Origin of the sequence: Pseudorhodoferax sp. LjRoot39 (assembly GCF_964253035.1) — a bacterium.
Taxonomy (GTDB): Bacteria; Pseudomonadota; Gammaproteobacteria; order Burkholderiales; family Burkholderiaceae_C; genus Pseudorhodoferax.
Window position 1 is genome coordinate 5906040 of the sequence record NZ_CAXUQL020000001.1, and the last position, 21075, is coordinate 5927114.

At 70.0% G+C, this 21075-nt stretch carries 20 protein-coding genes; 6 read left to right on the forward strand and 14 right to left on the reverse strand.

Annotated features, from left to right (window positions below):
• The first annotated feature begins 47 nt into the window (after positions 1 to 47).
• The 4 genes from ACSQ4M_RS27605 to ACSQ4M_RS27620 are packed head-to-tail and all read left to right on the forward strand — an operon-like array spanning position 48 to position 4968.
• Positions 48 to 1067 carry an ABC transporter substrate-binding protein gene (locus ACSQ4M_RS27605; RefSeq protein WP_436192583.1) on the forward strand — a complete coding sequence of 340 codons (1020 nt, stop codon included), beginning with the start codon at positions 48 to 50 and terminating at the stop codon, positions 1065 to 1067.
• 6 nt (positions 1068 to 1073) lie between these two features.
• The gene (locus tag ACSQ4M_RS27610) at positions 1074 to 3287 is read left to right on the forward strand and encodes an ABC transporter permease (RefSeq protein WP_436192584.1); all 2214 of its coding nucleotides are present in this window, start codon (positions 1074 to 1076) and stop codon (positions 3285 to 3287) included.
• Entirely contained in the window at positions 3284 to 4333 is a 1050-nt protein-coding gene (locus tag ACSQ4M_RS27615; RefSeq protein WP_436192585.1) for an ABC transporter ATP-binding protein, read from the forward strand. Before ACSQ4M_RS27610 ends, ACSQ4M_RS27615 begins: the two co-directional genes overlap by 4 nt.
• A 5-nt stretch (positions 4334 to 4338) precedes the next feature.
• A complete protein-coding gene (locus tag ACSQ4M_RS27620; RefSeq protein WP_436192586.1) occupies positions 4339 to 4968 on the forward strand; it encodes a class I SAM-dependent methyltransferase in 630 nt (209 codons plus the stop codon).
• Between the two features lie 12 nt (positions 4969 to 4980).
• On the opposite strand, the gene ACSQ4M_RS27625 is transcribed toward ACSQ4M_RS27620, so the two are convergent.
• Entirely contained in the window at positions 4981 to 5133 is a 153-nt protein-coding gene (locus ACSQ4M_RS27625; protein WP_436192587.1) for a hypothetical protein, read from the reverse strand.
• On the opposite strand from ACSQ4M_RS27625, the gene ACSQ4M_RS27630 reads away from it, so the two are divergent.
• Positions 5122 to 5343, forward strand: coding sequence for a TOBE domain-containing protein (locus tag ACSQ4M_RS27630; RefSeq protein ID WP_436192588.1), 222 nt, complete (start codon positions 5122 to 5124; stop codon positions 5341 to 5343). The genes ACSQ4M_RS27625 and ACSQ4M_RS27630 overlap by 12 nt on opposite strands.
• 61 nt (positions 5344 to 5404) lie before the next feature.
• Here the strand turns inward: ACSQ4M_RS27630 and ACSQ4M_RS27635 are convergent, their stop codons facing one another.
• On the reverse strand, positions 5405 to 7063 hold the full coding sequence (locus tag ACSQ4M_RS27635; RefSeq protein WP_436192589.1) for a tannase/feruloyl esterase family alpha/beta hydrolase: 1659 nt from the start codon (positions 7061 to 7063) through the stop codon (positions 5405 to 5407).
• Between the two features lie 164 nt (positions 7064 to 7227).
• Here ACSQ4M_RS27635 and ACSQ4M_RS27640 point away from each other — a divergent pair, with 164 nt between their 5' ends.
• Complete coding sequence (locus tag ACSQ4M_RS27640) at positions 7228 to 7935, forward strand: Crp/Fnr family transcriptional regulator (protein WP_436192590.1); 708 nt, start codon at positions 7228 to 7230, stop codon at positions 7933 to 7935.
• Positions 7936 to 7969: 34 nt separating this feature from the next.
• Here ACSQ4M_RS27640 and ACSQ4M_RS27645 read toward each other — a convergent pair whose 3' ends face one another.
• The 12 genes from ACSQ4M_RS27645 to hutU all read right to left on the reverse strand — a co-directional run bounded on the left by ACSQ4M_RS27645 (position 7970) and on the right by hutU (position 21065).
• A complete protein-coding gene (locus ACSQ4M_RS27645) occupies positions 7970 to 9061 on the reverse strand; it encodes a transporter (RefSeq protein WP_436192591.1) in 1092 nt (363 codons plus the stop codon).
• A gap of 260 nt (positions 9062 to 9321) precedes the next feature.
• Positions 9322 to 9657 (reverse strand): hypothetical protein, encoded by a 336-nt coding sequence (locus tag ACSQ4M_RS27650; RefSeq protein WP_056661740.1) that lies wholly within the window; start codon positions 9655 to 9657, stop codon positions 9322 to 9324.
• Between the two features lie 124 nt (positions 9658 to 9781).
• Positions 9782 to 10897, reverse strand: coding sequence for a histidinol-phosphate transaminase (hisC, locus tag ACSQ4M_RS27655; RefSeq protein WP_436192592.1), 1116 nt, complete (start codon positions 10895 to 10897; stop codon positions 9782 to 9784).
• A gap of 1 nt (position 10898) precedes the next feature.
• The gene (locus ACSQ4M_RS27660) at positions 10899 to 12257 is read right to left on the reverse strand and encodes an FAD-binding oxidoreductase (RefSeq protein ID WP_436194076.1); all 1359 of its coding nucleotides are present in this window, start codon (positions 12255 to 12257) and stop codon (positions 10899 to 10901) included.
• A gap of 17 nt (positions 12258 to 12274) precedes the next feature.
• Positions 12275 to 13093 carry an N-formylglutamate deformylase gene (gene hutG / locus ACSQ4M_RS27665; protein WP_436192593.1) on the reverse strand — a complete coding sequence of 273 codons (819 nt, stop codon included), beginning with the start codon at positions 13091 to 13093 and terminating at the stop codon, positions 12275 to 12277.
• Positions 13090 to 14475 (reverse strand): formimidoylglutamate deiminase, encoded by a 1386-nt coding sequence (locus tag ACSQ4M_RS27670; RefSeq protein ID WP_436192594.1) that lies wholly within the window; start codon positions 14473 to 14475, stop codon positions 13090 to 13092. Before ACSQ4M_RS27670 ends, hutG begins: the two co-directional genes overlap by 4 nt.
• A complete protein-coding gene (gene hutI / locus ACSQ4M_RS27675; protein ID WP_436192595.1) occupies positions 14472 to 15698 on the reverse strand; it encodes an imidazolonepropionase in 1227 nt (408 codons plus the stop codon). The genes ACSQ4M_RS27670 and hutI overlap by 4 nt, the downstream gene beginning before the upstream one ends.
• Positions 15699 to 15716: 18 nt before the next feature.
• Positions 15717 to 16262 carry a HutD/Ves family protein gene (locus ACSQ4M_RS27680; protein ID WP_436192596.1) on the reverse strand — a complete coding sequence of 182 codons (546 nt, stop codon included), beginning with the start codon at positions 16260 to 16262 and terminating at the stop codon, positions 15717 to 15719.
• A 23-nt stretch (positions 16263 to 16285) separates the two neighbouring features.
• Positions 16286 to 16954: an amino acid ABC transporter permease gene (locus tag ACSQ4M_RS27685; RefSeq protein WP_436192597.1), complete on the reverse strand. Its 669-nt coding sequence runs from the start codon at positions 16952 to 16954 to the stop codon at positions 16286 to 16288.
• Between the two features lie 753 nt (positions 16955 to 17707).
• Positions 17708 to 18442 carry a transporter substrate-binding domain-containing protein gene (locus ACSQ4M_RS27690; protein ID WP_436192598.1) on the reverse strand — a complete coding sequence of 245 codons (735 nt, stop codon included), beginning with the start codon at positions 18440 to 18442 and terminating at the stop codon, positions 17708 to 17710.
• A 59-nt stretch (positions 18443 to 18501) separates the two neighbouring features.
• On the reverse strand, positions 18502 to 19347 hold the full coding sequence (locus tag ACSQ4M_RS27695; protein ID WP_436192599.1) for a phytanoyl-CoA dioxygenase family protein: 846 nt from the start codon (positions 19345 to 19347) through the stop codon (positions 18502 to 18504).
• A gap of 2 nt (positions 19348 to 19349) precedes the next feature.
• On the reverse strand, positions 19350 to 21065 hold the full coding sequence (gene hutU / locus ACSQ4M_RS27700; RefSeq protein ID WP_436192600.1) for a urocanate hydratase: 1716 nt from the start codon (positions 21063 to 21065) through the stop codon (positions 19350 to 19352).
• Positions 21066 to 21075 lie beyond the last annotated feature (10 nt).

Here is a 21075-nt window from a genome sequence, read left to right on the forward strand (position 1 = left end):
CCCGGTTCCGAGGGCCGTTTCACTTGTTCCGTATCAGGCGCAGCGCCATGAAAACCATCCACAACATCCTCGTCGCCGGCGCCTTGCTGGCCGCATCCGCGGGCGCTTCGGCCCAGCAGGTCAACGTCATCTGCTCCGTGCAGGCCGACTGGTGCAACATGATCGCCACGGTCTATGCCAAGACCACGGGCGTGAAGATCAACCTGGCGCTCAAGGGCTCGGGCGAGGCCCTGGCCCAGCTCATCGCCGAGAAGGACAACCCCAAGACCGATGTCTGGTTTGGCGGCACGGGCGACCCGCACCTGCAGGCCGCCGAGCAAGGCCTGACGCTGGAGTACAAGTCGCCCTCCTTGCCGCAGCTCTACCCCTGGGCGCAGCAGCAGGCCCAGCAGTCGGGCTTCAAGACCGTGGGCATCTACTCGGGCCCGCTGGGCTTCGGCTACAACACCGAGCTGCTGGCCAAGAAGAAGCTGGCCGCGCCCAGAAGCTGGGCCGACCTGCTCAAGCCCGAGTACAAGGGCGACATCCAGGTCGCCAACCCGGCATCGAGCGGCACGGCCTACACCATGATCGCCACGCTGGTGCAGCTGATGGGTGAGGACAAGGCCTTCGACTACCTCAAGGCCCTGCACAGGAACGTGGGCCAGTACACGCGCTCGGGCACCGGCCCGATCAAGGCCGTGGCGCGCGGCGAGACGGCCGTGTCCATCAGCTTCGTACATGACGCGCCGCAGGAGCGCATGCAGGGCTTCCCGGTGGAGACCGCCACGCCCAGCGAGGGCACGGGCGCCGAGATCGGCTCCATGAGCATCATCAAGGGCGCGCGCAACCTCGAGCAGGCCAAGAAGTTCTACGAGTGGGCCTTGACGCCCGGCGCCCAGGCCTTCGGCGCGGCCGCCAAGCAGTACCAGCTGCCCTCGAACAAGGCCACGGTGGTCGATCCGAACGTGCCCGACTTCAAGAAGATCAAGATGATCGACTACGACTACAAGAAGTACGGCGCGAGCGCGGAGCGGCGGCGGCTCATCGCGCGCTGGGAAAAAGAGGTCAATTCGCTGCCGCGGTAAGCCGTCGTGGTGAAACGTCCCAACGGCGCGGTGTGGTGGTGCACCGCGGCCGGTCTGCTCGCGTACCTGCTGCTGCCCTGGTACGCCATCCAGGACACGAGCTGGTACCAGGCCCTTCCGGGCATTTTTTCCGAAGGTGATGCCGCCAACGGCCTGGTGCAGGCCTTGGCGCAGAACCGCCCCTGGCTGCTGCTCGGCCTGGCTGGCCTGGTCCTGTGCGCCGTGGGTGCGCTGCAGGCGCCGGGCCGCGGCCAGGGACGCTGGCTGCTGGCCGGTGGCCTGCTCGGTGCGGTGGGCCTGGCCGTCACCGGTTTCACGATCGGCGCGCGCGGCTGGAGCGTCGCGGCGCTGAACACCACCTTCGGCGAGCTCGCGACCAACCAGTTCGGCATCGGCGCAGGCGGCTTCGTGGCGCTGACCATGCTGGTGCTGCTGGCCGCGTTCGGCCTGGCGCGGCTGGGTTTTTTTCGCGGCGACCTGTTCGTCTCGGGCGCCGTGGTCGGCTGCGGCGTGCTGCTGGCGCTGTTCATCGCCTACCCGGTCGGCAAGGCGCTGGCCGGCGCCTTCCTGACCGAGGACGGCGGCTGGTCCCTGATGGCCTTCTTCGAGCGCGTGTTCACCGAGCGCATCTGGGGCCTGGGTTGCCTGGCCGGCGCCACCTCTTGCGGCGTGGCCTGGAACACCCTGCTGCTGGCGCTGCTGACGGCCACGGGCACGACCGTGCTGGGCACCATGATCGCGCTGATGGCCGAGCGTGGCAGCAGCCGCCTGCAGGCGCCGCTGCGCGTGATCGCGCTGCTGCCCATCATCACGCCTCCCTTCGTCGTGGGCCTGGGCCTGATCCTGCTGTTCGGCCGCGCGGGTGTCGTCAACCAGCTGCTGGAGAGCTGGTTCGGCATCGCGCCTACGCGCTGGTTCTACGGCCTGCCCGGCATCCTGACGGCGCAGCTGTTCGCGTTCACGCCGATCGCCTTCATGATCATGCGCGGCGTGGTGCAGGGCATCGCGCCCAGCCTGGAGGAAGCCGCGCAGATGCTGCGCGCCGACCGGCGCCGCGCCTTCTTCACCGTCACGCTGCCGCTGCTCAAGCCCGGGCTGGCCAATGCCTTCCTGGTCGGCTTCATCGAGAGCATCGCGGACTTCGGCAACCCGGTGGTGGTGGGCGGACAGTACAGCGTGCTGTCCACCGACATCTTCTTCGCCATCGTCGGCGCGCAGTACGACGCCGGGCGCGCGGCCTCACTGGCCTGGGTGCTGACGATCTTCGCGCTGGCGGTGTTCGCGCTGCAGCGTGGCGTGCTGGGCAAGCGCAACTACACCACCGTGAGCGGCAAGGGCGATGCCGGCATCGCCATGCCCCTGCCGGATGGGGTTCGCCGTGCGTGTCATGGCGTGGCCCTGCCCTGGATCGCGTTCACCGTGGTGGTCTACGGGTTCGCGTTCGCGGGCGGCTTCGTGCAGACCTGGGGCCGCGACTACACGCCCACGCTCAAGCACTTCCACACGGCCTTCGCGCTCGAATGGGGCCAGTTCGGCCTGGTCTGGGCCGGCACGGCCTGGAACTCGCTGATCACCACCGTGAAGCTGGCGGGCATCTCGGCGCCGATCACCGCGGCGCTGGGCCTGCTCATCGCCTGGCTGCTCGCGCGCAACGAGTTCAAGGGCCAGGGCGCCTTCGAGTTCGCCGCGCTGCTGGCCTTCGCGATTCCGGGCACGGTGCTGGGGGTGAGCTACATCCTGGCGTTCAACGTGCCGCCGCTGGAACTCACGGGCACCGGGCTCGTGATCATCCTGTGCTTCATGTTCCGCAACCTGCCGGTGGGCGTGCGGGCCGGCACGGCCGCCTTCAAGCAGCTGGACCGCTCGCTCGACGAGGCCTCGCTGATGCTGCGCGCCTCCACTGCGCAGACGCTGTTCCGCGTGGTGCTGCCGCTGCTCAAGCCGGCGCTGGTGGCCGCCCTGGTCTACAGCTTCGTGCGCGCCATGACCACCGTGAGCGCGGTGATCTTCCTGGTCACGGCCGAGAACGAGCTGGCCACCACCTACATCATCGGCCGCGTGGGCAACGGCGACTACGGCGTGGCGCTGGCGTATTGCACGGTGCTGATCGTGCTGATGTCGCTGGCCATCGCGCTGATCCAGTTCCTGGTCGGCGAACGCAAGCTGGGCCGGCGCAAGACGCCGGCGCACCAGGGGCACCACAAGATGGAAGCTGTATGAACGGAATCGAGTTTCGCAACGTCACCAAGCGCTACGGCACGGACGCCAGCGCACCGCTGGCCGTCAAGGGCATCAGCTTCGAGGTGCCGCAGGGCACGCTGACCACCATCCTGGGGCCCTCGGGCTGCGGCAAGACCACCACGCTGCGCATGATCGCGGGGCTGGAGTCGCCCACCGGCGGGCAGATCCTCATGGGCGGGCGCGACGTGACCACGCTGGGCCCGGGCGAGCGCAATGTCTCGATGATGTTCCAGAGCTACGCGCTGTTCCCGCACATGAACGTGGTGGAGAACGTGGCCTACGGACTGCGCATGAGCGGCGTGGCCAAGGCCGAGGCGGCGGCGCGCGCGAGCGACGCGCTCAAGGGCGTGGGCCTGGTCGGCTTCAACGAGCGCCTGCCCAGCGAGCTGTCGGGCGGCCAGCAGCAGCGCGTGGCACTGGCCCGCGCACTGGTGCTGGAGCCCGCCGTGCTGCTGTTCGACGAGCCACTCTCGAACCTGGACGCGCGGCTGCGCCGCGAGATGCGCGAGGAGATCCGCGCGATCCAGCAGCGCCTGCAGCTCACGGTGGCCTATGTCACGCACGACCAGAGCGAGGCGCTCGCGGTGTCGGACCAGATCATCGTGATGGACCATGGCGTGATCGCCCAGCGCGGCACGCCCGAGGCGCTGTACAGCCGGCCGCAGAGCGAGTTCGTGGCCGGCTTCATGGGCGAGGCCATGGTGTTCCCGGGCCAGGCCCAGGCCGATGGCCAGGTCACGCTGGGGCCGTTGCGGCTCACGCCCAAACACCCGGTCGCGGCAGGCCCCGTCAAGGTGGCCGTGCGGCCCGAGGCCTGGCAGATCGGCATGGCCGGTGGGCTGCCTGCCACACTGCGCAAGGCGGCCTACCTGGGCGGCTTCTACGAGTACGGCTTCGAGACGCCGCTGGGGCCGGTGTTCGTGGTGTCCTCGGACCTGGAGCGCGTGCTCGCGCCCGGCACCGAGACGGCGCTGGGCCTGGGCCGGCACGGGGTGTCCGTGGTGCAGCAACCGGGTTCGGCCTGAGCACAATGCAGGACTACTACGCCGCCCGCGCCCAGGAATACGACCGGGTCTACGCCAAGCCCGAGCGCCAGGACGACCTGCGCCGCATGGAATCCTGGCTGCCCGGCGTGCTGGCCGGGCGCCGCGTGCTGGAGCTGGCATGCGGCACGGGCTACTGGACCCGGTTCTACGCCGCCGCGGCGCACAGCGTGGTGGGCATCGACAGCGCGCAGCAGACGCTGGACATCGCCCGCGCGCGGCTGCCGGCCGGTGTGCAGCTGCTGCAGGGCGACGCCTATGCCCTGCCGCGCTTCGATGCGCCGTTCGACGCGGCCTTCGCCGGCTTCTGGTGGTCGCACATCCCGCGCCAGCGCATCGGCGGCTTCCTGCAGGGCCTGCACGCGGCGCTGCAGCCGGGGGCCAGGGTGGTCTTCATGGACAACCGCTTCGTGCCGGGCAGCAGCACCCCGGTGGCCGAGCGCGATGCCGACGGCGACAGCTTCCAGCTGCGCACGCTGGACGACGGCTCGGTGCACCGCGTGCTCAAGAACTTCCCGTCCGCCGAGGCCTTGCTGGCTGCCGCCGAGCCCTTTGCGGCCCAGGCCAGCTACCACCAGTGGCGCTTCTTCTGGGCGCTGGAGTACACGCTGCGCTAGCAGCGCGGCCGCTCAGAAGCTCTTGCTGACCCGCACCTGCGAGTAGGTGCCGTTCTTGGCGTTGCGCGACTGCACGGTGGCCATGTGCTGCAGCGTGAGCGCCCCACGTCGAGCACCGGTCGGCTTCGACGAACGCCTGCCCAGCGAGTTCTCGTGCGGCCGCAAGCCTGGCGCCTGGACGTGCCGGGCGGCCTGCCCGCAACGCTGAAGAAGTCGGCCTATCTGGGCGGGTTCTACGCGTACAGCTTCGACACCCCGCTGGGTTCGGTGTTCGTGGTTTCCACCGAACAGGAGCAGCCGCTCGCCCCGGGCGCGCCGACCACGCTGGGCCTGGGACAGCACGGCGTGGCGGTGGTCGCGCGGCCGGCCGGCTGACCGCCCGCGCCGGCAGCGCAGGCCACGCGCCGTGGCGGGCATGGGCCGCCACGGTGATGCATCACTCAGCGACGCATTCGAAGCTGGCGGCAGCGTTCACGTCACCGCTGCCCTTGTACTTCGGCCAGCTGGGGTAGACGCACATCGGCCGCGTGCGCAACGCGTTGCCCGAGCGCATGTCCGAGACCACCAGGTGGCCAGGTGCAATGCCACGTTCGACCCAGTCTTCCAGCGCGTCGAGTGCTGGAATGCCGCCTTCCGCCGCGAAGGACCCGCCGACATGGGCAAAACCGGGGATGGTGTAGAAGCGCAGCGTCTTGTCCAGTTCGGCACGTCCGTACCGCGCGGCCAGGCTGTCGTAGTACTCCACGGTGGCCGACGCCAGCGGCAACTGGTCTTCCAGGCCATGGGCCATGATCCAGCGGCCACCGCGGGCAATGAAGGCGCTGACATCCGGATCGGTGGCGTCGACCAGCGCGGAAACTTCCTGCACGCGCGCCAGATGCTCCCCGGGCTGGGTGATGTCGAACGCTGCGGTGTCCGCATTGGCATCACGCATGATGAAGAAGCGGGTGAATGCATCACCGAAGTTGTGAATGCTCCCCAATGTGGTGCCACCGGTACCAGACAGCGCCGATGCCAGATCAAAGAGAGGACTGTTGCCCAACGACGAGGCGAAAAACGCACCTGGATAGTAGGCAGGCACGGACTGCAGCCCGTTGGCCATCGCGTACTGGAAGGTCTGGCGCGAATAGATGACCTTTGTCGTGGCGATCTGCGCGTCGGAAAGACAGGTGTCGCCCGTGTCCGCACCGCCTGGGCAACGCAGGACCGCGGGGTCATGCCTGCAAGCCGCCACATGGCTGATGACACCGTCGGCCACGCCGTCCAGCGCGTCGCACGCGGCCATTTCCGATGCCTGCAGCAGCCGCGCCTTCGCCGGGCTCAGCCAGCCGGCACCACCGTCGGCGCGCATCGCATTGCCGATGGCCAGCCACTTGAACATGGCCGCCGTCCAGTTGAAGACGGGGAACAAGGTGAAGACCCCGTCGTAGTCGGCGGGGAAGCGCTGCACCACCATCATCGACTCACGGCCGCCCTCGGAACCACCGATGAAGTAGGTCTTCTCCTGCGCCGTGCCATAGCGTTGCCGGATCAGCTCCACGGCAACGTCGCGGGTCTTCTTCAGTTGCTCGTGCGTGAAGTTGCGCAGCTCTTCCTCGTTCAGGGCGAACGTGCCGATGTTCACCCCGGGCTTGGCCACGTGGCCGCTGTCCGAGCCCACCACGGCGTAGCCCCGCTTCAACGGCACGGGCGGGCTGGTCAAGCCGCTGCTGGCCGTCGTGACGTCGGTCACCGTGCCATTGAAGCCACCACCGCCCAGATGCATCAAGCGCTTGTTCCACTCCGTTGGCAACGCCAGCGCGAACCGGATCGGTTGCGCGCTGGTGTCCACGGAGTCGATCACGCCGCTGACGGCACAGTACTCGGGCAGACCGGCCGTCGCCCCTTTCAGCGCAGCCGCGGTGACGGTCGCACCGCGGGTGGGAAGGCCGATGCTGGCCGGTGCGATCCGGGCGTCGGCGAGCTTTTCGCAGGCCTGCTGCGGCGTCAGCGCGCCGACATCGGGGTTCGGCGCAGCGTCGTCGCTGCCGCCGCATGCGGCGAGCGACAACACGAGGGTGGCGCCAACGGCGCGGACGGGAAGTCTTGCGTTCACGGGTGTCTCCTGTTGAAAACCTGCGCATTCTGAAAGCGCCCCCACGCACCGAATGTCGGCCCGTGGGCAGTTGCCCATCGGGGATACCCTGGAGAACCGGATCGGTGTGGGCCCGCACGGTGCGGCGGGCCGCCGCACGGCCATGGCGCCGCTACGATCCACCCATGCAGAACAGGAAGACGCAGCCGCTGAAGACGCTGCTGCAAGAGGTCGCGTGGATGCAGGAGCTGCCAGCGCCGGCCCGCCAGTTGATCCTGGCCGATGCGCGCGACTGCTGGTTCGACGAAGGCGAATCGGTGGCCCGCATCGGCGAGCCCGCGCATGCCTGGATCGGCGTGGCCGACGGGTTGCTGAAGGTCAGTGCCGTGCAACGCTCGGGCAAGATCGTCATGTTCACCGGCATACCCAAGGGCAGTTGGATGGGCGAGGGCTCGCTGGTGCGCCGGGGCCTGTTCAAGTTCGACGTGATCGCGATGCGGCCCAGCCGCGTGATCTTTCTGCCTGGCGCCACCTTCCGCCGCCTGCTGGACGAGAGCGTGGAGTTCAACCACGTCATCATCTCGCACCTGAACGAGCGGCTGGCTCAGCTCATGGCCATGCTGGAGATCGACCGCAGCAGCGACCCCGTGACCCGCCTGGCACGCACCATCGGCACCTTGTACAACCCGGTCCTCTATCCCAACCTGGGGGCGGTGCTGGACCTGTCGCAGCGCGAACTGGGCGAGTTGGTGGGCCTGTCCCGCCAGAGCGTCTCCGCCGCCTGCAAGGCCCTGGCCGACGAAGGACTGATCGCCAGCAAGTACGGCGGCATCGTGGTGCGCGACCTGTCGGCGCTGGTGCACTACGAAGACCCGCGATCGCGCGGCGGCTGAGGCGCGCGGGAACACCTCCCCGCGTCTTCGCGTGTCAGAACGTCTTGCTGAGCCGCACCTGCGAGTAGGTGCCGTTCTTGGCGTTGCGCGACTGCACGGTGGCCATGTGCTGCAGCGTGAGCACCACGTCCAGCACCGGAACGCGGGTGGTCCAGAACAGACCGGCGTTGGTGGAGCGGTAGCGGCTCGGGCCCCAGCGGTTATTGCTGTCGTCCTGGAACTGCTGGGCATGGACGACGTGCACGCCGACCGGGCCCAGGCGCGTCATATACCCGGCAGCGCCTTCCAGGCTGGCCCAGTTGCCGCTGCGCAGCTCGTTGTCGCGGTTGCGCGTGTTCAGGCCCACGGTGACCCGGCCCGCCAGCGCGATGTCGGGTCGCGGCAGGTAGACCAGCTGGGCCGCGGGCCGCAGCGTGTAGAAGTTGCCGAAGCCGATGTCGGGGCCCGAGGCCTGGTTGTAGCGCCCGGTGGGCAGCACCAGCGAGGCGCCGGCCAGCACGCGCAGCTGGTCGGTGGCGTGGCGCCAGCCCGCGTGCAACTCCATGTCGCCGATGCCCGAGACGCTGCCGCCCTCGGCCGCCGCCATGGCCGCGACGGTGCTCTGGAACTGCTGGTCGAAGCCGGCCTGCACCGCCGCCTGCGTGGCCGCCGGCACGGCCGGGTTCCAGTGCAGCGTCGGCGTGGTGGCCTGGGCGCCGAAGCCCTGCTTCTTGATGCCGTAGGGCAGGTTCATGGCCAGCGCCAGCCGGCCGCCGCCGTAGCGTGCGGCGCTGAGCCAGGCCAGGCCCAGGTTCCACTGCACGAGCGAGCCGCGGGCATCGATGACGCCGGTGGCCGGACCGTAGGTGGGGTACAGCGCCGACGGCGCGGGCGCCGGCAGCGGCAGCGTGCCGCCCGGCAGGGTCTGCGTGAGGCGCTCGCCGTCGTTGCCCGTGATCTTGTGGATGTCCACGCGCGTCAGCGCGATGCCGCCGGTCAGGCCCTGCAGGTCGGGCGGCGCGAAGATCTCGCCGCCCAGGCTGCCGGCCAGGTTGTAGCGCACCTGGAAGTCCTCGCCGGCCTGGGCCGCGGAGCTTGCGGCGACGGTGCAGGCAAGAGACAGGGCGAGCCGGGCAATGGCGTTCATGGTGGGGCTGGGCGCGGACAGGAGAGGCGCGGCACCTTAGCATCGCGTTGCAACTTGTCACACCGCTTGTCGCCAGTGCACGACGGCTTCTGCGCAAACGGCTGCACAAGTGCACGCAGCACCCCCGCGAATTGGACCGGCAACGCAGTTCAGCAGCGTGGCTCGCCGGCCCTACCGGCGCACGGTATGCGGCCGGTTCAGCCAGTGCAGCAGGGGCAGGTCCTGCGCGGCCATGGGGCGCTGGCGCACGTGCGCTGGCGTCATGCCGCGGCGCCGCCCCGGTGCGCCTTCTTCAGGCGACGGACCTCGCGCAGCTGGTAACGGAAGGCCGCCACGGCCTCCTGCGCCTCGGGTTTCCATTCGGCAACCGGCAGGTGGTTCAGCACCGCTTCCAGCGCGTCGCCCAGCTGGCCGATCTGGCGGCCGTAGCTGCCCACGTCGTCCAGGATGCGGCGCTCCAGCGCGGGGTCGGAGGACTTGCCCAGGTTGATGTTGACCCAACCGATCTGGCTGTGGGCGAAGGGGTTCACCCAGGTCCAGGGGTTGATGTCCTGCTGCAGCTGCGCTGGCGCCAGCGACGCGTAGAAGTTCGACATGTTTGCATCCTTGGGGCGGCCAGCCGGCCGCACGATGGATTGTGCGGCGCAGCATGGCGGCATGCATCCTGCGGATGCAGGATGGATCGGTCCGGCACCAGCGCAGGCCGGCGCCGGCAACGGCCTAGCGCGCGAGTGCGTCGCGCAGCGCCTGCAGGCACTGCGCGTTGTCTTCGTCGCTGCCCACCGTGATGCGCAGGAACTGCGTGAAGCCGGCATCCTTCCAGGGCTTGACGATCACGCCAGCGGCCAGCAGCGCCGCGTTGACAGGGCCGTTGGGCCGGCCCAGGTCGACGAACAGGAAGTTGGTGGCCGAAGGCGCGACACGCAGGCCCATGGCCTCGAGCGCGCGCAGCATCCCTTCGCGCTGCGCCACGGTGCGCGCCACGGCCTGGCGCATGTGGGCCTCGTCCTCGAGCGCCGCGCGCGCGGCCAGTTGCGCGGCGGTGTTCACGCCGAAGGGCGTGCACACGCGGTCCAGCAGCTGCACGAGCGCGGCGTCCGACGCGATGCCGTAGCCCACGCGCAGCCCGGCCAGGCCCCAGGCCTTGGAGAAGGTGCGCAGCACGGTCCAGACGCCGCCCCAGTCGCGCAGCATGGGCAGCGCATCGGGGAAGCCCGGCGTGAGGCGCGCGTACTCCACGTAAGCCTCGTCGACGACCAGCAGCGTGCCGGCCGGCGTGGCGGCCAGCAGCCGCGCGAAGGCGCCGGTGTCGAACAGGCAGCCGACCGGGTTGGAGGGATTGGCCAGCATGGCGATCTTGGGACCACGGGCGAGCGCGGCGCACCAGGCGTCCACGTCGAAACCGAGCGCGGGCGTGAGCGCCAGCAGCTCGACCTCGGCGCCCATCATGCGCGGGTAGATCTCGTGCAGGCCGAAGGCCGGGCGCTGCGTCAGCACGCGCTCGCCGGGCGAGAGCAGCGCCAGGCAGAGCGTCTGCAGGATGGACTCGGAGCCGTTGCCCACGACGATCTGCGCGGGCGTGGCGCCGCTGTGGCGCGCCAGCGCCTCGCGCAGCGCCTGGCTGTCGGCGTCCGGGTACCAGTGCACCTGCCCGGCGAGGCTGGCCAGCGCTTCGGCCACGCGCGGGCTCGGGCCATAGGGGTTTTCGTTGCTGCCCAGGCGCGCGATGCGGTCCACGCCGTAGCGCGCGCGCACGGCCGCGGACGAGAGGCCCGCGTTGTAGACCGGTAGCGGCGGCACCTCGGGGCGGGCCAGGGCCAGGATGTCGGATGCCATGTCAGTCGAAGATCTTTCCGGGGTTCATCAAATTCAAAGGGTCGAGCGCGGTCTTGATGGCGCGCATCGCGGCCAACTCGGCCGGCGTGCGGCTGCGACCCAGGTAGGGCTTCTTGTGCAGGCCGATCCCGTGCTCGGCCGAGACGCTGCCCGCGAAGTCGCCGACCAGGCCGTAGACCAGGTGCTCCAAGCCCTCTACGTCGCCGCCGATGGTCGAGGCGTCGGTGGAGACATGCAGGTTGCTGTCGCCGATGTGGCCGAAGAACACGCTGGCGTGGCCGGGCCAGCGCGCGTCGAGCGCGGCGCGGCAGGCGACGGCGAAGCGGCCGATCTCGGCCATGGGCAGGCTCACGTCGAAGTTGACGGGCGGGTGCATGTTGGTGGGCAGCTCGGCCGTGGCCTCGCGGATCTTCCAGAACGCACGCGCCTGGGCCTCGGATTGCGCGATGGCGGCGTCCAGCACCAGGCCGTCGGCCAGCGCCGGGGCCAGCACCTCCTCGAGCGCGGCCTGCAACTGGGCCGCGTCGGGGCCGTCGAGGTCGACCAGGGCCAGCAGCGGGTGCGGCGCATCGAAGGGCTCGCGCAGCCTCTGCCAGGCCAGTGAGGCGACCACGAAGTCGCGCCACATGAGTTCGAAGGCGGCCAGGCCAGCGCCGGCACGCACCTGCAGGCGCGACAGCAGCGCCAGCGCGGCGTCGTAGTCAGGCACAGCGGCCAGCATCGTCACGCGCGCGCTAGGCGCCGGGTGCAGCCGCAGCAGCGCGCGCGTGATCACGCCCAGCGTGCCCTCGGCACCGATGAAGAACTGCTTCAAGTCGTAGCCCGTGTTGTTCTTCTGCATGGGGCGCAGCATGGGCAGCACGGCCCCATCGGCCAGCACCACCTCCAGGCCCAGCGTCTGCTCGCGCATCATGCCGAAGCGCAGCACACCGTTGCCGCCCGCGTTGGTGGCCAGTGCACCGCCGACCTGGGCCGAGCCGCGCGCGCCGAAATCCACGCCGAACAACAGGCCCTGGGCGCTGGCCGCCTCCTGGATGGACTGCACGGTGGCGCCGGCCTGCACGGTCAGCGTGCGCGTGGCAGCGTCCAGCTGTTCGATGGCCTGCATGCGGTCCAGCGACAGGGCCACGCCGTGGGCCAGCGGCTGGGCCGCGCCGGCCAGGCCGGTCATGCCGCCCTGCGGCACGACAGGCACGCGGTGCTGCGTGCACAGCTGCAGTGCGGCGCTGACCTGCTCCGTGCTGCGCGGGCGCAGCAGCGCGAGCGGGCGCACGGGCGGCACGCCGCTCCAGTCCGTCAGCCGGTGCGCAGGGATGGCCTCGCCGGTGGCGACGGCGTCCTCGCCCAGGGCCGCGCGCAGGGCGGAGAGCAGCGCGCTCACCGTGGCGCTTCGGCGAAGTCCAGCACCGCCTGAAGCATGCGTTGCAGGTGCGGCTGCACGCCGGCCGCCACGGCTGGCAGGTAGTCGAAGGGCAGCGCCTCCTGCATGTAGCTGCTCTGCGTCATCTCCAGCTGCACGGCGTGCTGGCCGTCCTGCGGCCGGCCGTGGTGGCGCGTGATGTAGCCGCCCGTGAAGCGGCCGTTCAGCACGCTGGTGTAGCCAGTGGCCTGCTTGCCGATGGCGAGCAGGCGTTCGGCCAGGACCGGGTCGCAGCTCTGGCCCTGGGCGGTGCCCAGGTTCAGGTCGGGCAGCGTGCCCTCGAAGAAGCGCGGCAGCACGGAGCGGATCGAATGCGCGTCCCACAGCATGGCGATGCCGTGCTGCGCCTTGATGCGTGCGAGTTCCTCGGCCAGCTTGGCGTGGTACGGGTGCCAGATCGCGTCGCGGCGCGCGGCGATCTCGGCCTCGCCGGGGTGGTCGGCCGCATCCCGGTAGACGGGCGTGTCGTCGAAGGTGTCGACGGGGCACAGGCCCGTGACGCTCTGGCCCGGGTACAGGCTTGCGCCGTCCGGCGCGCGGTTCAGGTCGATCACATAGCGCGAATGCGTGGCCACGAGCACCGAGGCGCCCAGCGCGTCGGCGAAGTCGTACAGGCGCTCCAGGTGCCAGTCGGTGTCGGGCACCTGCTGCGCCTCGGCCGTGAAGCGCGCGGCCAGCGCGGGCGGCACGTGGGTGCCGACGTGGGGCATGGAGACCAGCAGCGGGCGGCTGCCCTGGCGGAAACGGAACGGGGCTTCGGTGGTGGAAAAGCTCATGGGCTGTCCTTGAGAAGTTGGGTACGGGCTGCGACCAGGCCGCGCACGGCGTCCTGGTGCGCGGCATGGCGCGCGGCGCGCACGCGGACCTGGCCTGCCGCATGGACGGTGTGCACCGCGCTCGTGCGGTGGCTCGCGAACACGTGGGCCGACAGCATCTCGGCGGCCGGCAGGCCGGCCAGCGCCGGGTGCTGCGCGTCCAGCGTCACGAAGTCGGCCTGCTGGCCGGGGGCCAGGCCGGCAACCGGGCGGCCGGCCGCCTGCGCGCCACCGGCCACGGCGGCCAGGGTCATGGCGGTGGCGACTTGCGGCTGCGCGGGCGTCGCCATCACGTTGCGCCGGCGCGTGGCCAGGCGCTGGCCGTATTCGAGCAGCATGAGTTCCTCGGCCGCGTTGACGCAGGCATGGCTGTCCGATCCCACGCCCCAGGCGCCGCCCGCGGCCTGCCAGGCCGGCCAGTCGAACAGGCCGTCGCCCAGGTTGGCCTCGGTGCTGGGACACAGGCCGGCCACGGCTCCGCTGGTGGCGGCGCGGCGGTATTCGTCGGCATCCATGTGCGTGGCGTGCACCAGGCACCAGCGCACGTCCACGGGTGCGTGGTCCAGCAGCCAGGCCACGGGGCGCTGGCCGCTCCAGGCGATGCAATCGGTCACCTCCTGGGTCTGCTCGGCGATGTGGATGTGCACGGGCGCCGTGGCGTCCTGCGCGTGCAGGCCGGCCACTGCGGCGCGCAGCGCGTCGGGCGGCACGGCACGCAAGGAATGCGGCGCCAGGCCCAGGCGCGCGCCTTGCGCGGCGCACAGCGGGCGCAAGCGCTCCAGCAGGCGCAGCATGTTGTCGGTCGATCGGATGAAGCGGCGCTGGCCCTCGCCCGGCGGCTTGGCGCCGAAGCCGCTGGCCTGGTAGAGCACGGGCAAGAGCGTGAGACCGATGCCGGCGCGCTGCGCGGCGCGCAGCAGCGCCAGCGCGAGCTCGGCATCGTCGGCGTAGGGCCGTCCGCCCTGCTCGTGGTGCACGTAGTGGAACTCGCAGACGGCGGTGTAGCCGGCCTCCAGCATCTCCACGTACAGGCCGAAGGCAATGGCTTCGAGCAGGGCCGGGTCGAGCTTGTTCGCGAAGCGGTACATCAGCGTGCGCCAGCTCCAGAAGCTGTCCTCGGCGGCACCGCGGTACTCGGTCAGGCCGGCCATGCCGCGCTGGAAGGCATGCGAATGCAGGTTGGGCAGGCCGGGCAGCACAGGGCCTGCGGCCTGGGCCACGCCCTCGGGGCGCGCGGCATCGGGCTGCACCTGCGCGAGCGTGCCGGCAGCATCCCAGCGCAGCAGCACGTCGCGCGCCCAGCCGGTGGGCAGCAGTGCGTCGGCGGCGAACAAGGTGTTCATGCCGAGCCCTCCGCGATCCGGCCTTGGCGCACGACCGTGCGCACCGGGCGCTGGCCGAACCAGTAGGCCAGCTCGGCCGCGTCCTGCAGGTTCCACAGCACGAAGTTGGCGGGCCGGCCGGCTGCGAGTTGGCCATGCGAGTCCTGCAGGCCCAGCGCGCGCGCCGCGTGCGTGGTGATGCCGGCGATCGCCTCGGGCACCGTGAGCCGGAACAGCGTGCAGGCCATGTTGGCCATCAGCAGCAGGCTCAGGGCCGGCGAGGTGCCCGGGTTGTGGTCGGTCGAGACGGCCATGGGCACGCCAGCCGCGCGCAGCGCCGCGATGGGCGGCAGCTGCGTGTCGCGCAGCGTGTAGTAGGCGCCCGGCAGCAGCACGGCCACGGTGCCGGCCGCCGCCATGGCGGCTATGCCCTCCTGCGACAGGTGCTCGATGTGGTCGCAGGACAGCGCGCCGTAGCGTGCCGCCAGCGCCGCGCCGCCCATGTCCGACAGCTGCTCGGCATGCAGCTTGACCGGGATGCCCAGGGCCTGCGCGGCCTGGAACACCTGCTCGGTCTCGGCCAGCGAGAACGCGATGCGCTCGCAGAACACGTCGACCGCGTCGACCAGGCCTTCGGCATGCAGGGCGGGCAGCATCTCCCGGCAGAGCAGGTCGACGTAGTCCTGGCTGCCATCCTTGCGCTGGGCGTACTCGGGCGGCAGCGCGTGCGCACCCAGGAAGGTGGTGCGCACGGTCACGCCGTGGGCTTCGGCCAGGCGCCGCGCCACGCGCAGTTGCTTGCGTTCGTGCTCCAGCGCAAGGCCGTAGCCCGACTTGATCTCGATGGCGCAGACGCCCTCGGCCAACAAGCTCTGCAGACGCGCCGAGGCACTGGCGAAGAGTTCGTCCTCGCTGGCCGCACGCGTGGCGCGCACGCTGGAGACGATGCCGCCACCGGCCTTGGCGACCTCTTCGTAGCTCGCGCCGGCCAGACGCATGGCGAATTCGTTGGCACGCTGGCCGCCGTAGACCAGATGGGTGTGGCAATCCACGAGGCCGGGCGTGACGAGCGCACCCTGCCCTGCGTGGCGCGGCAGTGCGGCGTGGGCCGCGGGCACGGCATCGGGCGCACCGGTCCAGGCGATGTGGCCGTCCTGGACGGCGATGGCGCAGGGCTGGCCGTCCAGGCCCGTGAGGTCGGTCCACAGGCCGTCGGCCGAAGGCAGGGTGTCGAAGGAAGGCATGGGGTGTCCGTGATTTTGCTAGAGGGCTGGATGCCATTGCACGGCCAGCAGTGCGGCGTCGGCAGCCGCGGTGTGCAGGCGCCAGCAGCTGGTCGCATCCGCCCACCACAGGCCCTGGCCTTGGCCGAGCGGCGTGTCGCCCGCAACCCAGTTGCCACGCCAGGCCAGCAGCAGGCCGTGCGGGGCCGCGGGCAGTTCGGCCGTGGCGTGCAGCACATGGAGCGCGGCCCGCAGCCGCCCGCGCCGCGTCATCACGTTGAAGTCGCTGCAGGCGGCGCCCAGCAGTGTGCAATCGATGTGCGTGTCGCCGCTGAAAGCGAAGGGGGCCAGTGGCGTCGCCAGCCGGTGGTCCAGGTCGTCGCCGTGCAGGCGCACGCCATCGCCTTCGAGCAGCGTGATGATGCGGTCCACGCCCGCGAAGGTCGAAAACGGGCCGCTGGCCGCGATGCTGGCGACCGAGACGCGCCAGTCGAAGGCCTCGAAGCCCGCGCCGGGCGGCCAGCTGGCGATCTCGCGTGTGCTGCCGCCGCCGTTCTTCCAGGGCGTGGCGGGCAGTGCCGCCATGTCAAAACAATGCACCGAGGCGCTCATCGCACCAACCCTCCCTGGCTCAAACGACGTTCGAAATGCCGCAGCACCAGCATCACGGTGCCGGTCAGCGCGAAGTACACGGCCGCGATCGCCAGATAGACCTCCAGCGAGCGGTAGGACGTGCTGATGATCTTCTGCCCCTCGTGCATCACGTCGTGGATGGTCAGCAGCGACACCAGCGCCGAGTTCTTGATCAGTGCGATGAACTCGTTTCCGAGCGGCGGGATCATGCGCACCACGGCCTGCGGCAGGATGATGTGGCGCATGGCGGTCGGCGCCGTCATGCCCAGCGACTGCGCGGCCAGGGTCTGGCCCTGGTTGATGGACTGGATGGCGCCGCGCACGATCTCCGACACGTAGGCGCCCGAGTACACGCCCAGGCCCAGCACGCCGCACAGGAAGGCCGGCAGCAGCAGGCCGAAGTGCGGCAGGCCGAAGAACAGGATGAACAGCTGCACCAGCAGCGGCGTGCCGCGCACCACGGTCACATAGGCGGTGCAAGCGCCGTAAAGCCAGCGGCGCTGCGGTTGCAAACGGCCGATGCCGACCAGGAGGCCCAGCGCACAGCCCAGCAGCAGCGCGCAGACCGTGATCTCGATGGTGACCAGCGTGCCGCGCGCGAGTGCGTCCCAGCCGCCCCAGACGGGGGAGAAGTCCAGATCCATGTCAGATGTCCATACACGCAGCAACCAGGGCCGAGCGCAGCGATGGCCCGTGTGTGACCCCGCTCCCGGGGCCCCTGTGCCCACGCCGAGGAGCACAGTGGCCTGGGCGGCGCGGGGAACCTCGCGCTTCAACATCTGACTCATCGTGCTTGTTTGAGTGCAGTGAACGCAGTGAACGAAGCGAGTTGCACGATGCGCCCAGGCCGCGAGCACCGCAGGTTGCCCGGAGCGCCAGCGCAGGGACGTGGGCACCGGGGTCGCTTTCTCTTTGGTTACTTTCTCTTGGCGAAACAAGAGAAAGTGACTGCGCCGCCGGGCGCACATCCCGGCCTCTGGTGCTCATGCTCACGCAGTGTTTTCTATGCACACCACTTGCTGATCCGAATGAGGAGGCGGGGATTTCGCCCCCGCACGACGACTGACTTTTCTTGTCTCGCCAAGAAAAGTAAGCAAAAGAAGGCGACCCCGGTGCCCCTGTCCCTGCGCTAACGCTCCGGGCAACCTGTGGTGCTCGCGCCATGGGCTGCATTGCGCAACTCGCACCGTTCACTGCGTTCACTACGCTCGGACAAGCGCAATGAGTCAGTTCACGAAGCGCGAGGTTCCCCGCGCAGCCCATGGCACTGCGCTCCTCGGCAGGGGCACAGGGGAAAGTCCCATACAGGCCATCGCTGCGCTCGGCCCAGGGCTCGGGCCGTCGCTGCGCTCGGCCTAGGCGCGCAGAGGGTTTCATTTCAATCGACCGCGGCCACATCAAGGCGTCGCCGGGAACCACTTCTTGACGATGGCCGCATAGCTGCCGTTCGCCTTGAGCATGGCCAGTGCCTCGTTCACCGCCTTCGTCAGCTCCGGCGTGTCCTTGCGGATCGCCATGCCGTACTCCTCGGTCGTGAGCTGCTCGGGCAGCACCTTGAGGCCCGGCCGCGTGCGCACGTACTGGTAGGCGGCGGGCTTGCCCGTGACGGCGGCATCGCTGCGGCCCACGTCCACCAGGTTGAACATCTCCTGGTTCTTCTCGACCTCGACCAGCTGCGCCTTGGGATGCGCTTCCTTGAGGTAGCCCACCGACTTGGTGCCCACCTGCACGCTGACCTTCTTGCCTGCCAGGTCCGCCGGGCTCTTGATGGTCGCGTTGTCGGCCTTGACCATCACGACCAGGCCGCCCGCGTAGTAGGGCACGGTGAAGTCCACCACCTTCTTGCGCTCGTCGGTGATGTAGATGGCCGAGACGGCCATGTCCACGCGCTTGGAGACCAGCGCCGGGATCAGGCCCTTGAAGTCGATGTCCACCCACTCGACCTTGCGGCCCATCTGCTTGCCGATGGCCTCCACGAGTTCGGTGTCGAAGCCCGTGCGCTGGTTGTTCTCGAAGAACTCCATGGGCGGGAAGGTGGCGTCGGTGGCGACCTTGAGCACGGCCTGGGCGTGGGCACCGAAGGCGGTGGACGACAGCAGGGCCAGGGCAAGCAGATGGCGGCGAAGGGTCATGGGGTTTTCCGTGGAAAAAGTGAAGGAGCGAAAGAGCTAGCAGGATCGGGGCCGGGCGCTCACCCGACCAGGCGCGGGAACAGCGCATGGTCCATGGGCGCGCCGGCCGGCAGTGCATCGGCCAGGCCCGGGAAGTCGGGCGAGGTGGTCCAGCGCCGCGGCGCATGGCGGATGTCGTCGCCCAGGAAGCGCAGCGAGAACACGCGGCGGCGCTGCTGGTTGCCGACACCGGCGGCCGCGTGCAGGGTCAGCATGTGGAAGCAGACGAAGTCGCCCGGTGCGACGTCCCAGCCCAGGATAGAAAAGCGCTCGCGCGCGGCCTCGATGTCGGGCAGGTCCGCCAGGCTGCCTTCGGGGAACCACTTGGCCTGGTGGTCCATGAAGGTGCGCGGCATGAGCCAGGGGCCCTTGTGCGAGCCGGCCACGAACTCCAGCGTGGACGCGCGTGGCACCGGGTCGACCGGGATCCACATGCTCACGTTCTGCAGGCCATCGATGTTGTAGTAGGGCTGGTCCTGGTGCCAGGGCGTCTTCTGGCGCGTGCCGGGTTCCTTCACGAGCAGGTGGTCGTGGTACAGGCGCACTTCGCGCGAGGCCATGAGCCGCTGGGCCAGCAGCGCCAGCGGCGTCTCGAAGACGAAGCGGCGATAGGCGTCGATGTGCTGCCAGTTGCAGAAGTCCTCGAAGAAGCGACCCGGGTCGTCGGGCCGGCTCGCGACCTTGCCGCGCGGGCTGGGCGCGGCCAGGTTCGCGTCGATGCCTTCGGCCAGCAGCGCGAGTTCATCGGTCGTCAGCAGCTGGCGGATCACGCAGGCGCCGTCGCGCTGGAATTGTTCGACGGTCGCAGCGTCCACGCGCTCGGCCACGCGCTGGCGCAGCGCTTCGGTGTCGGGCAGCGCCTGCATGCTCACTTCACCATCGGCAGCTTGAGGCCGAACTTCTTGGCCGTGGCGATGGCCAGTTCGTAGCCTGCGTCGGCATGGCGCATCACGCCCGAGCCGCAGTCGTTGACGAGCACGCGGGCCAGGCGTTTGTCGGCGGCCTCCGTGCCATCGCACACGATGACCATGCCCGCGTGCTGCGAGTAGCCCATGCCCACGCCGCCGCCATGGTGCAGGCTGACCCAGGTGGCACCGCCCGCGGTGTTGAGCAGCGCGTTGAGCAGCGGCCAGTCGCTGACCGCGTCCGTGCCGTCGCGCATGCCCTCGGTCTCGCGGTTGGGGCTGGCCACCGAGCCCGTGTCCAGGTGGTCGCGGCCGATCACGATGGGGGCCTTGAGCTCGCCCGTGCGCACCATCTCGTTGAAGGCCAGGCCCGCGAGGTGCCGCTCGCCCAGGCCCAGCCAGCAGATGCGGGCCGGCAGGCCCTGGAAGGCGATGCGTTCGCGCGCCATGTCCAGCCAGCGGTGCGTGTGCTTGTTCTGGGGAAACAGCTCCTTGATCTTGGCGTCGGTCTTGTAGATGTCCTCGGGGTCGCCCGAGAGCGCGACCCAGCGGAACGGGCCCTTGCCCTCGCAGAACAGCGGCCGGATGTAGGCCGGCACGAAGCCGGGAAAGTCGAAGGCGTTCGCCACGCCTTCGTCCTTGGCCACCTGGCGGATGTTGTTGCCGTAGTCCACCGTGGGCACGCCCATGGCCTGGAAATCCAGCATGGCCTGCACGTGCACGGCGCAGCTCTTCGCAGCCGCCGTCTTCAGGGTGTCGTGCAGCGAGGGCTCGGCCCAGGCGGCCTTCCATTGCGCCACGGTCCAGCCGGCGGGCAGGTAGCCGTGGATCAGGTCGTGGGCCGAGGTCTGGTCGGTGACCAGGTCGGGCTTGATCCCGCCGGCCTTGGCGCGCCGCACGAGTTCGGGCAGCACCTCGGCCGCATTGCCCAGCAGCGCGATGGAGACAGCCTCCTTGGCCGCCGTGTGCTGGCGGATCAGTTCGATGGCGTGGTCGATGTCACGGGCCTGCTTGTCCACATAGCGCGTGCGCAGCCGGAAGTCGATCGAGCTCTGCTGGCACTCGATGTTCAGCGAGACGGCGCCGGCCAGCGTGGCGGCCAGCGGCTGCGCGCCGCCCATGCCGCCCAGGCCGGCCGTCAGGATCCACTTGCCGGCGAGGTCGTTGTTGTAGTGCTGGCGGCCGGCCTCGACGAAGGTCTCGAAGGTGCCCTGCACGATGCCCTGGCTGCCGATGTAGATCCAGCTGCCCGCCGTCATCTGGCCATACATGAAGAGGCCCTTGCGGTCCAGCTCGTTGAAGTGCTCCCAGTTGCCCCACTTGGGCACCAGGTTGGAGTTGGCCAGCAGCACGCGCGGCGCGTCGGCATGGGTCTTGAACACGCCGACCGGCTTGCCCGACTGCACCAGCAGCGTCTCGTCCTCGTCCAGATCCTTCAGAGAAGCGAGGATCTGGTCGAAGCACTCCCAGTTGCGCGCGGCACGGCCGATGCCGCCGTAGACCACGAGGTCCTCGGGGCGCTCGGCGACGTCGGGGTGCAGGTTGTTCTGGAGCATGCGGAACGGCGCCTCGGTCAGCCAGCTCTTGCACGTGAGCTGCGTGCCCGTGGGCGCGGCGATGCGGCGGCTGGGGTCGTGGCGGGTGCCGATGTTGGCGACGAAGGGGGCTGGTGCATTCATGGCGGTCTCC

Excerpts from the sequence above, each read along its gene's own strand:
- ACSQ4M_RS27680 (WP_436192596.1), bottom strand. The coding sequence starts at position 16,262 with ATGGCGGCACTGCCCGCCACGCCCTGGAAGAACGGCGGCGGCAGCACA.
- ACSQ4M_RS27645 (WP_436192591.1), bottom strand. The coding sequence starts at position 9,061 with ATGAACGCCATTGCCCGGCTCGCCCTGTCTCTTGCCTGCACCGTCGCC.
- ACSQ4M_RS27640 (WP_436192590.1), top strand. The coding sequence starts at position 7,228 with ATGCAGAACAGGAAGACGCAGCCGCTGAAGACGCTGCTGCAAGAGGTC.
- ACSQ4M_RS27670 (WP_436192594.1), bottom strand. The coding sequence starts at position 14,475 with ATGAACACCTTGTTCGCCGCCGACGCACTGCTGCCCACCGGCTGGGCG.
- hutG (WP_436192593.1), bottom strand. The coding sequence starts at position 13,093 with ATGAGCTTTTCCACCACCGAAGCCCCGTTCCGTTTCCGCCAGGGCAGC.
- ACSQ4M_RS27695 (WP_436192599.1), bottom strand. The coding sequence starts at position 19,347 with ATGCAGGCGCTGCCCGACACCGAAGCGCTGCGCCAGCGCGTGGCCGAG.
- hutU (WP_436192600.1), bottom strand. The coding sequence starts at position 21,065 with ATGAATGCACCAGCCCCCTTCGTCGCCAACATCGGCACCCGCCACGAC.
- ACSQ4M_RS27620 (WP_436192586.1), top strand. The coding sequence starts at position 4,339 with ATGCAGGACTACTACGCCGCCCGCGCCCAGGAATACGACCGGGTCTAC.
- ACSQ4M_RS27690 (WP_436192598.1), bottom strand. The coding sequence starts at position 18,442 with ATGACCCTTCGCCGCCATCTGCTTGCCCTGGCCCTGCTGTCGTCCACC.
- ACSQ4M_RS27685 (WP_436192597.1), bottom strand. The coding sequence starts at position 16,954 with ATGGATCTGGACTTCTCCCCCGTCTGGGGCGGCTGGGACGCACTCGCG.
- hisC (WP_436192592.1), bottom strand. The coding sequence starts at position 10,897 with ATGGCATCCGACATCCTGGCCCTGGCCCGCCCCGAGGTGCCGCCGCTA.
- hutI (WP_436192595.1), bottom strand. The coding sequence starts at position 15,698 with ATGCCTTCCTTCGACACCCTGCCTTCGGCCGACGGCCTGTGGACCGAC.
- ACSQ4M_RS27605 (WP_436192583.1), top strand. The coding sequence starts at position 48 with ATGAAAACCATCCACAACATCCTCGTCGCCGGCGCCTTGCTGGCCGCA.
- ACSQ4M_RS27650 (WP_056661740.1), bottom strand. The coding sequence starts at position 9,657 with ATGTCGAACTTCTACGCGTCGCTGGCGCCAGCGCAGCTGCAGCAGGAC.
- ACSQ4M_RS27615 (WP_436192585.1), top strand. The coding sequence starts at position 3,284 with ATGAACGGAATCGAGTTTCGCAACGTCACCAAGCGCTACGGCACGGAC.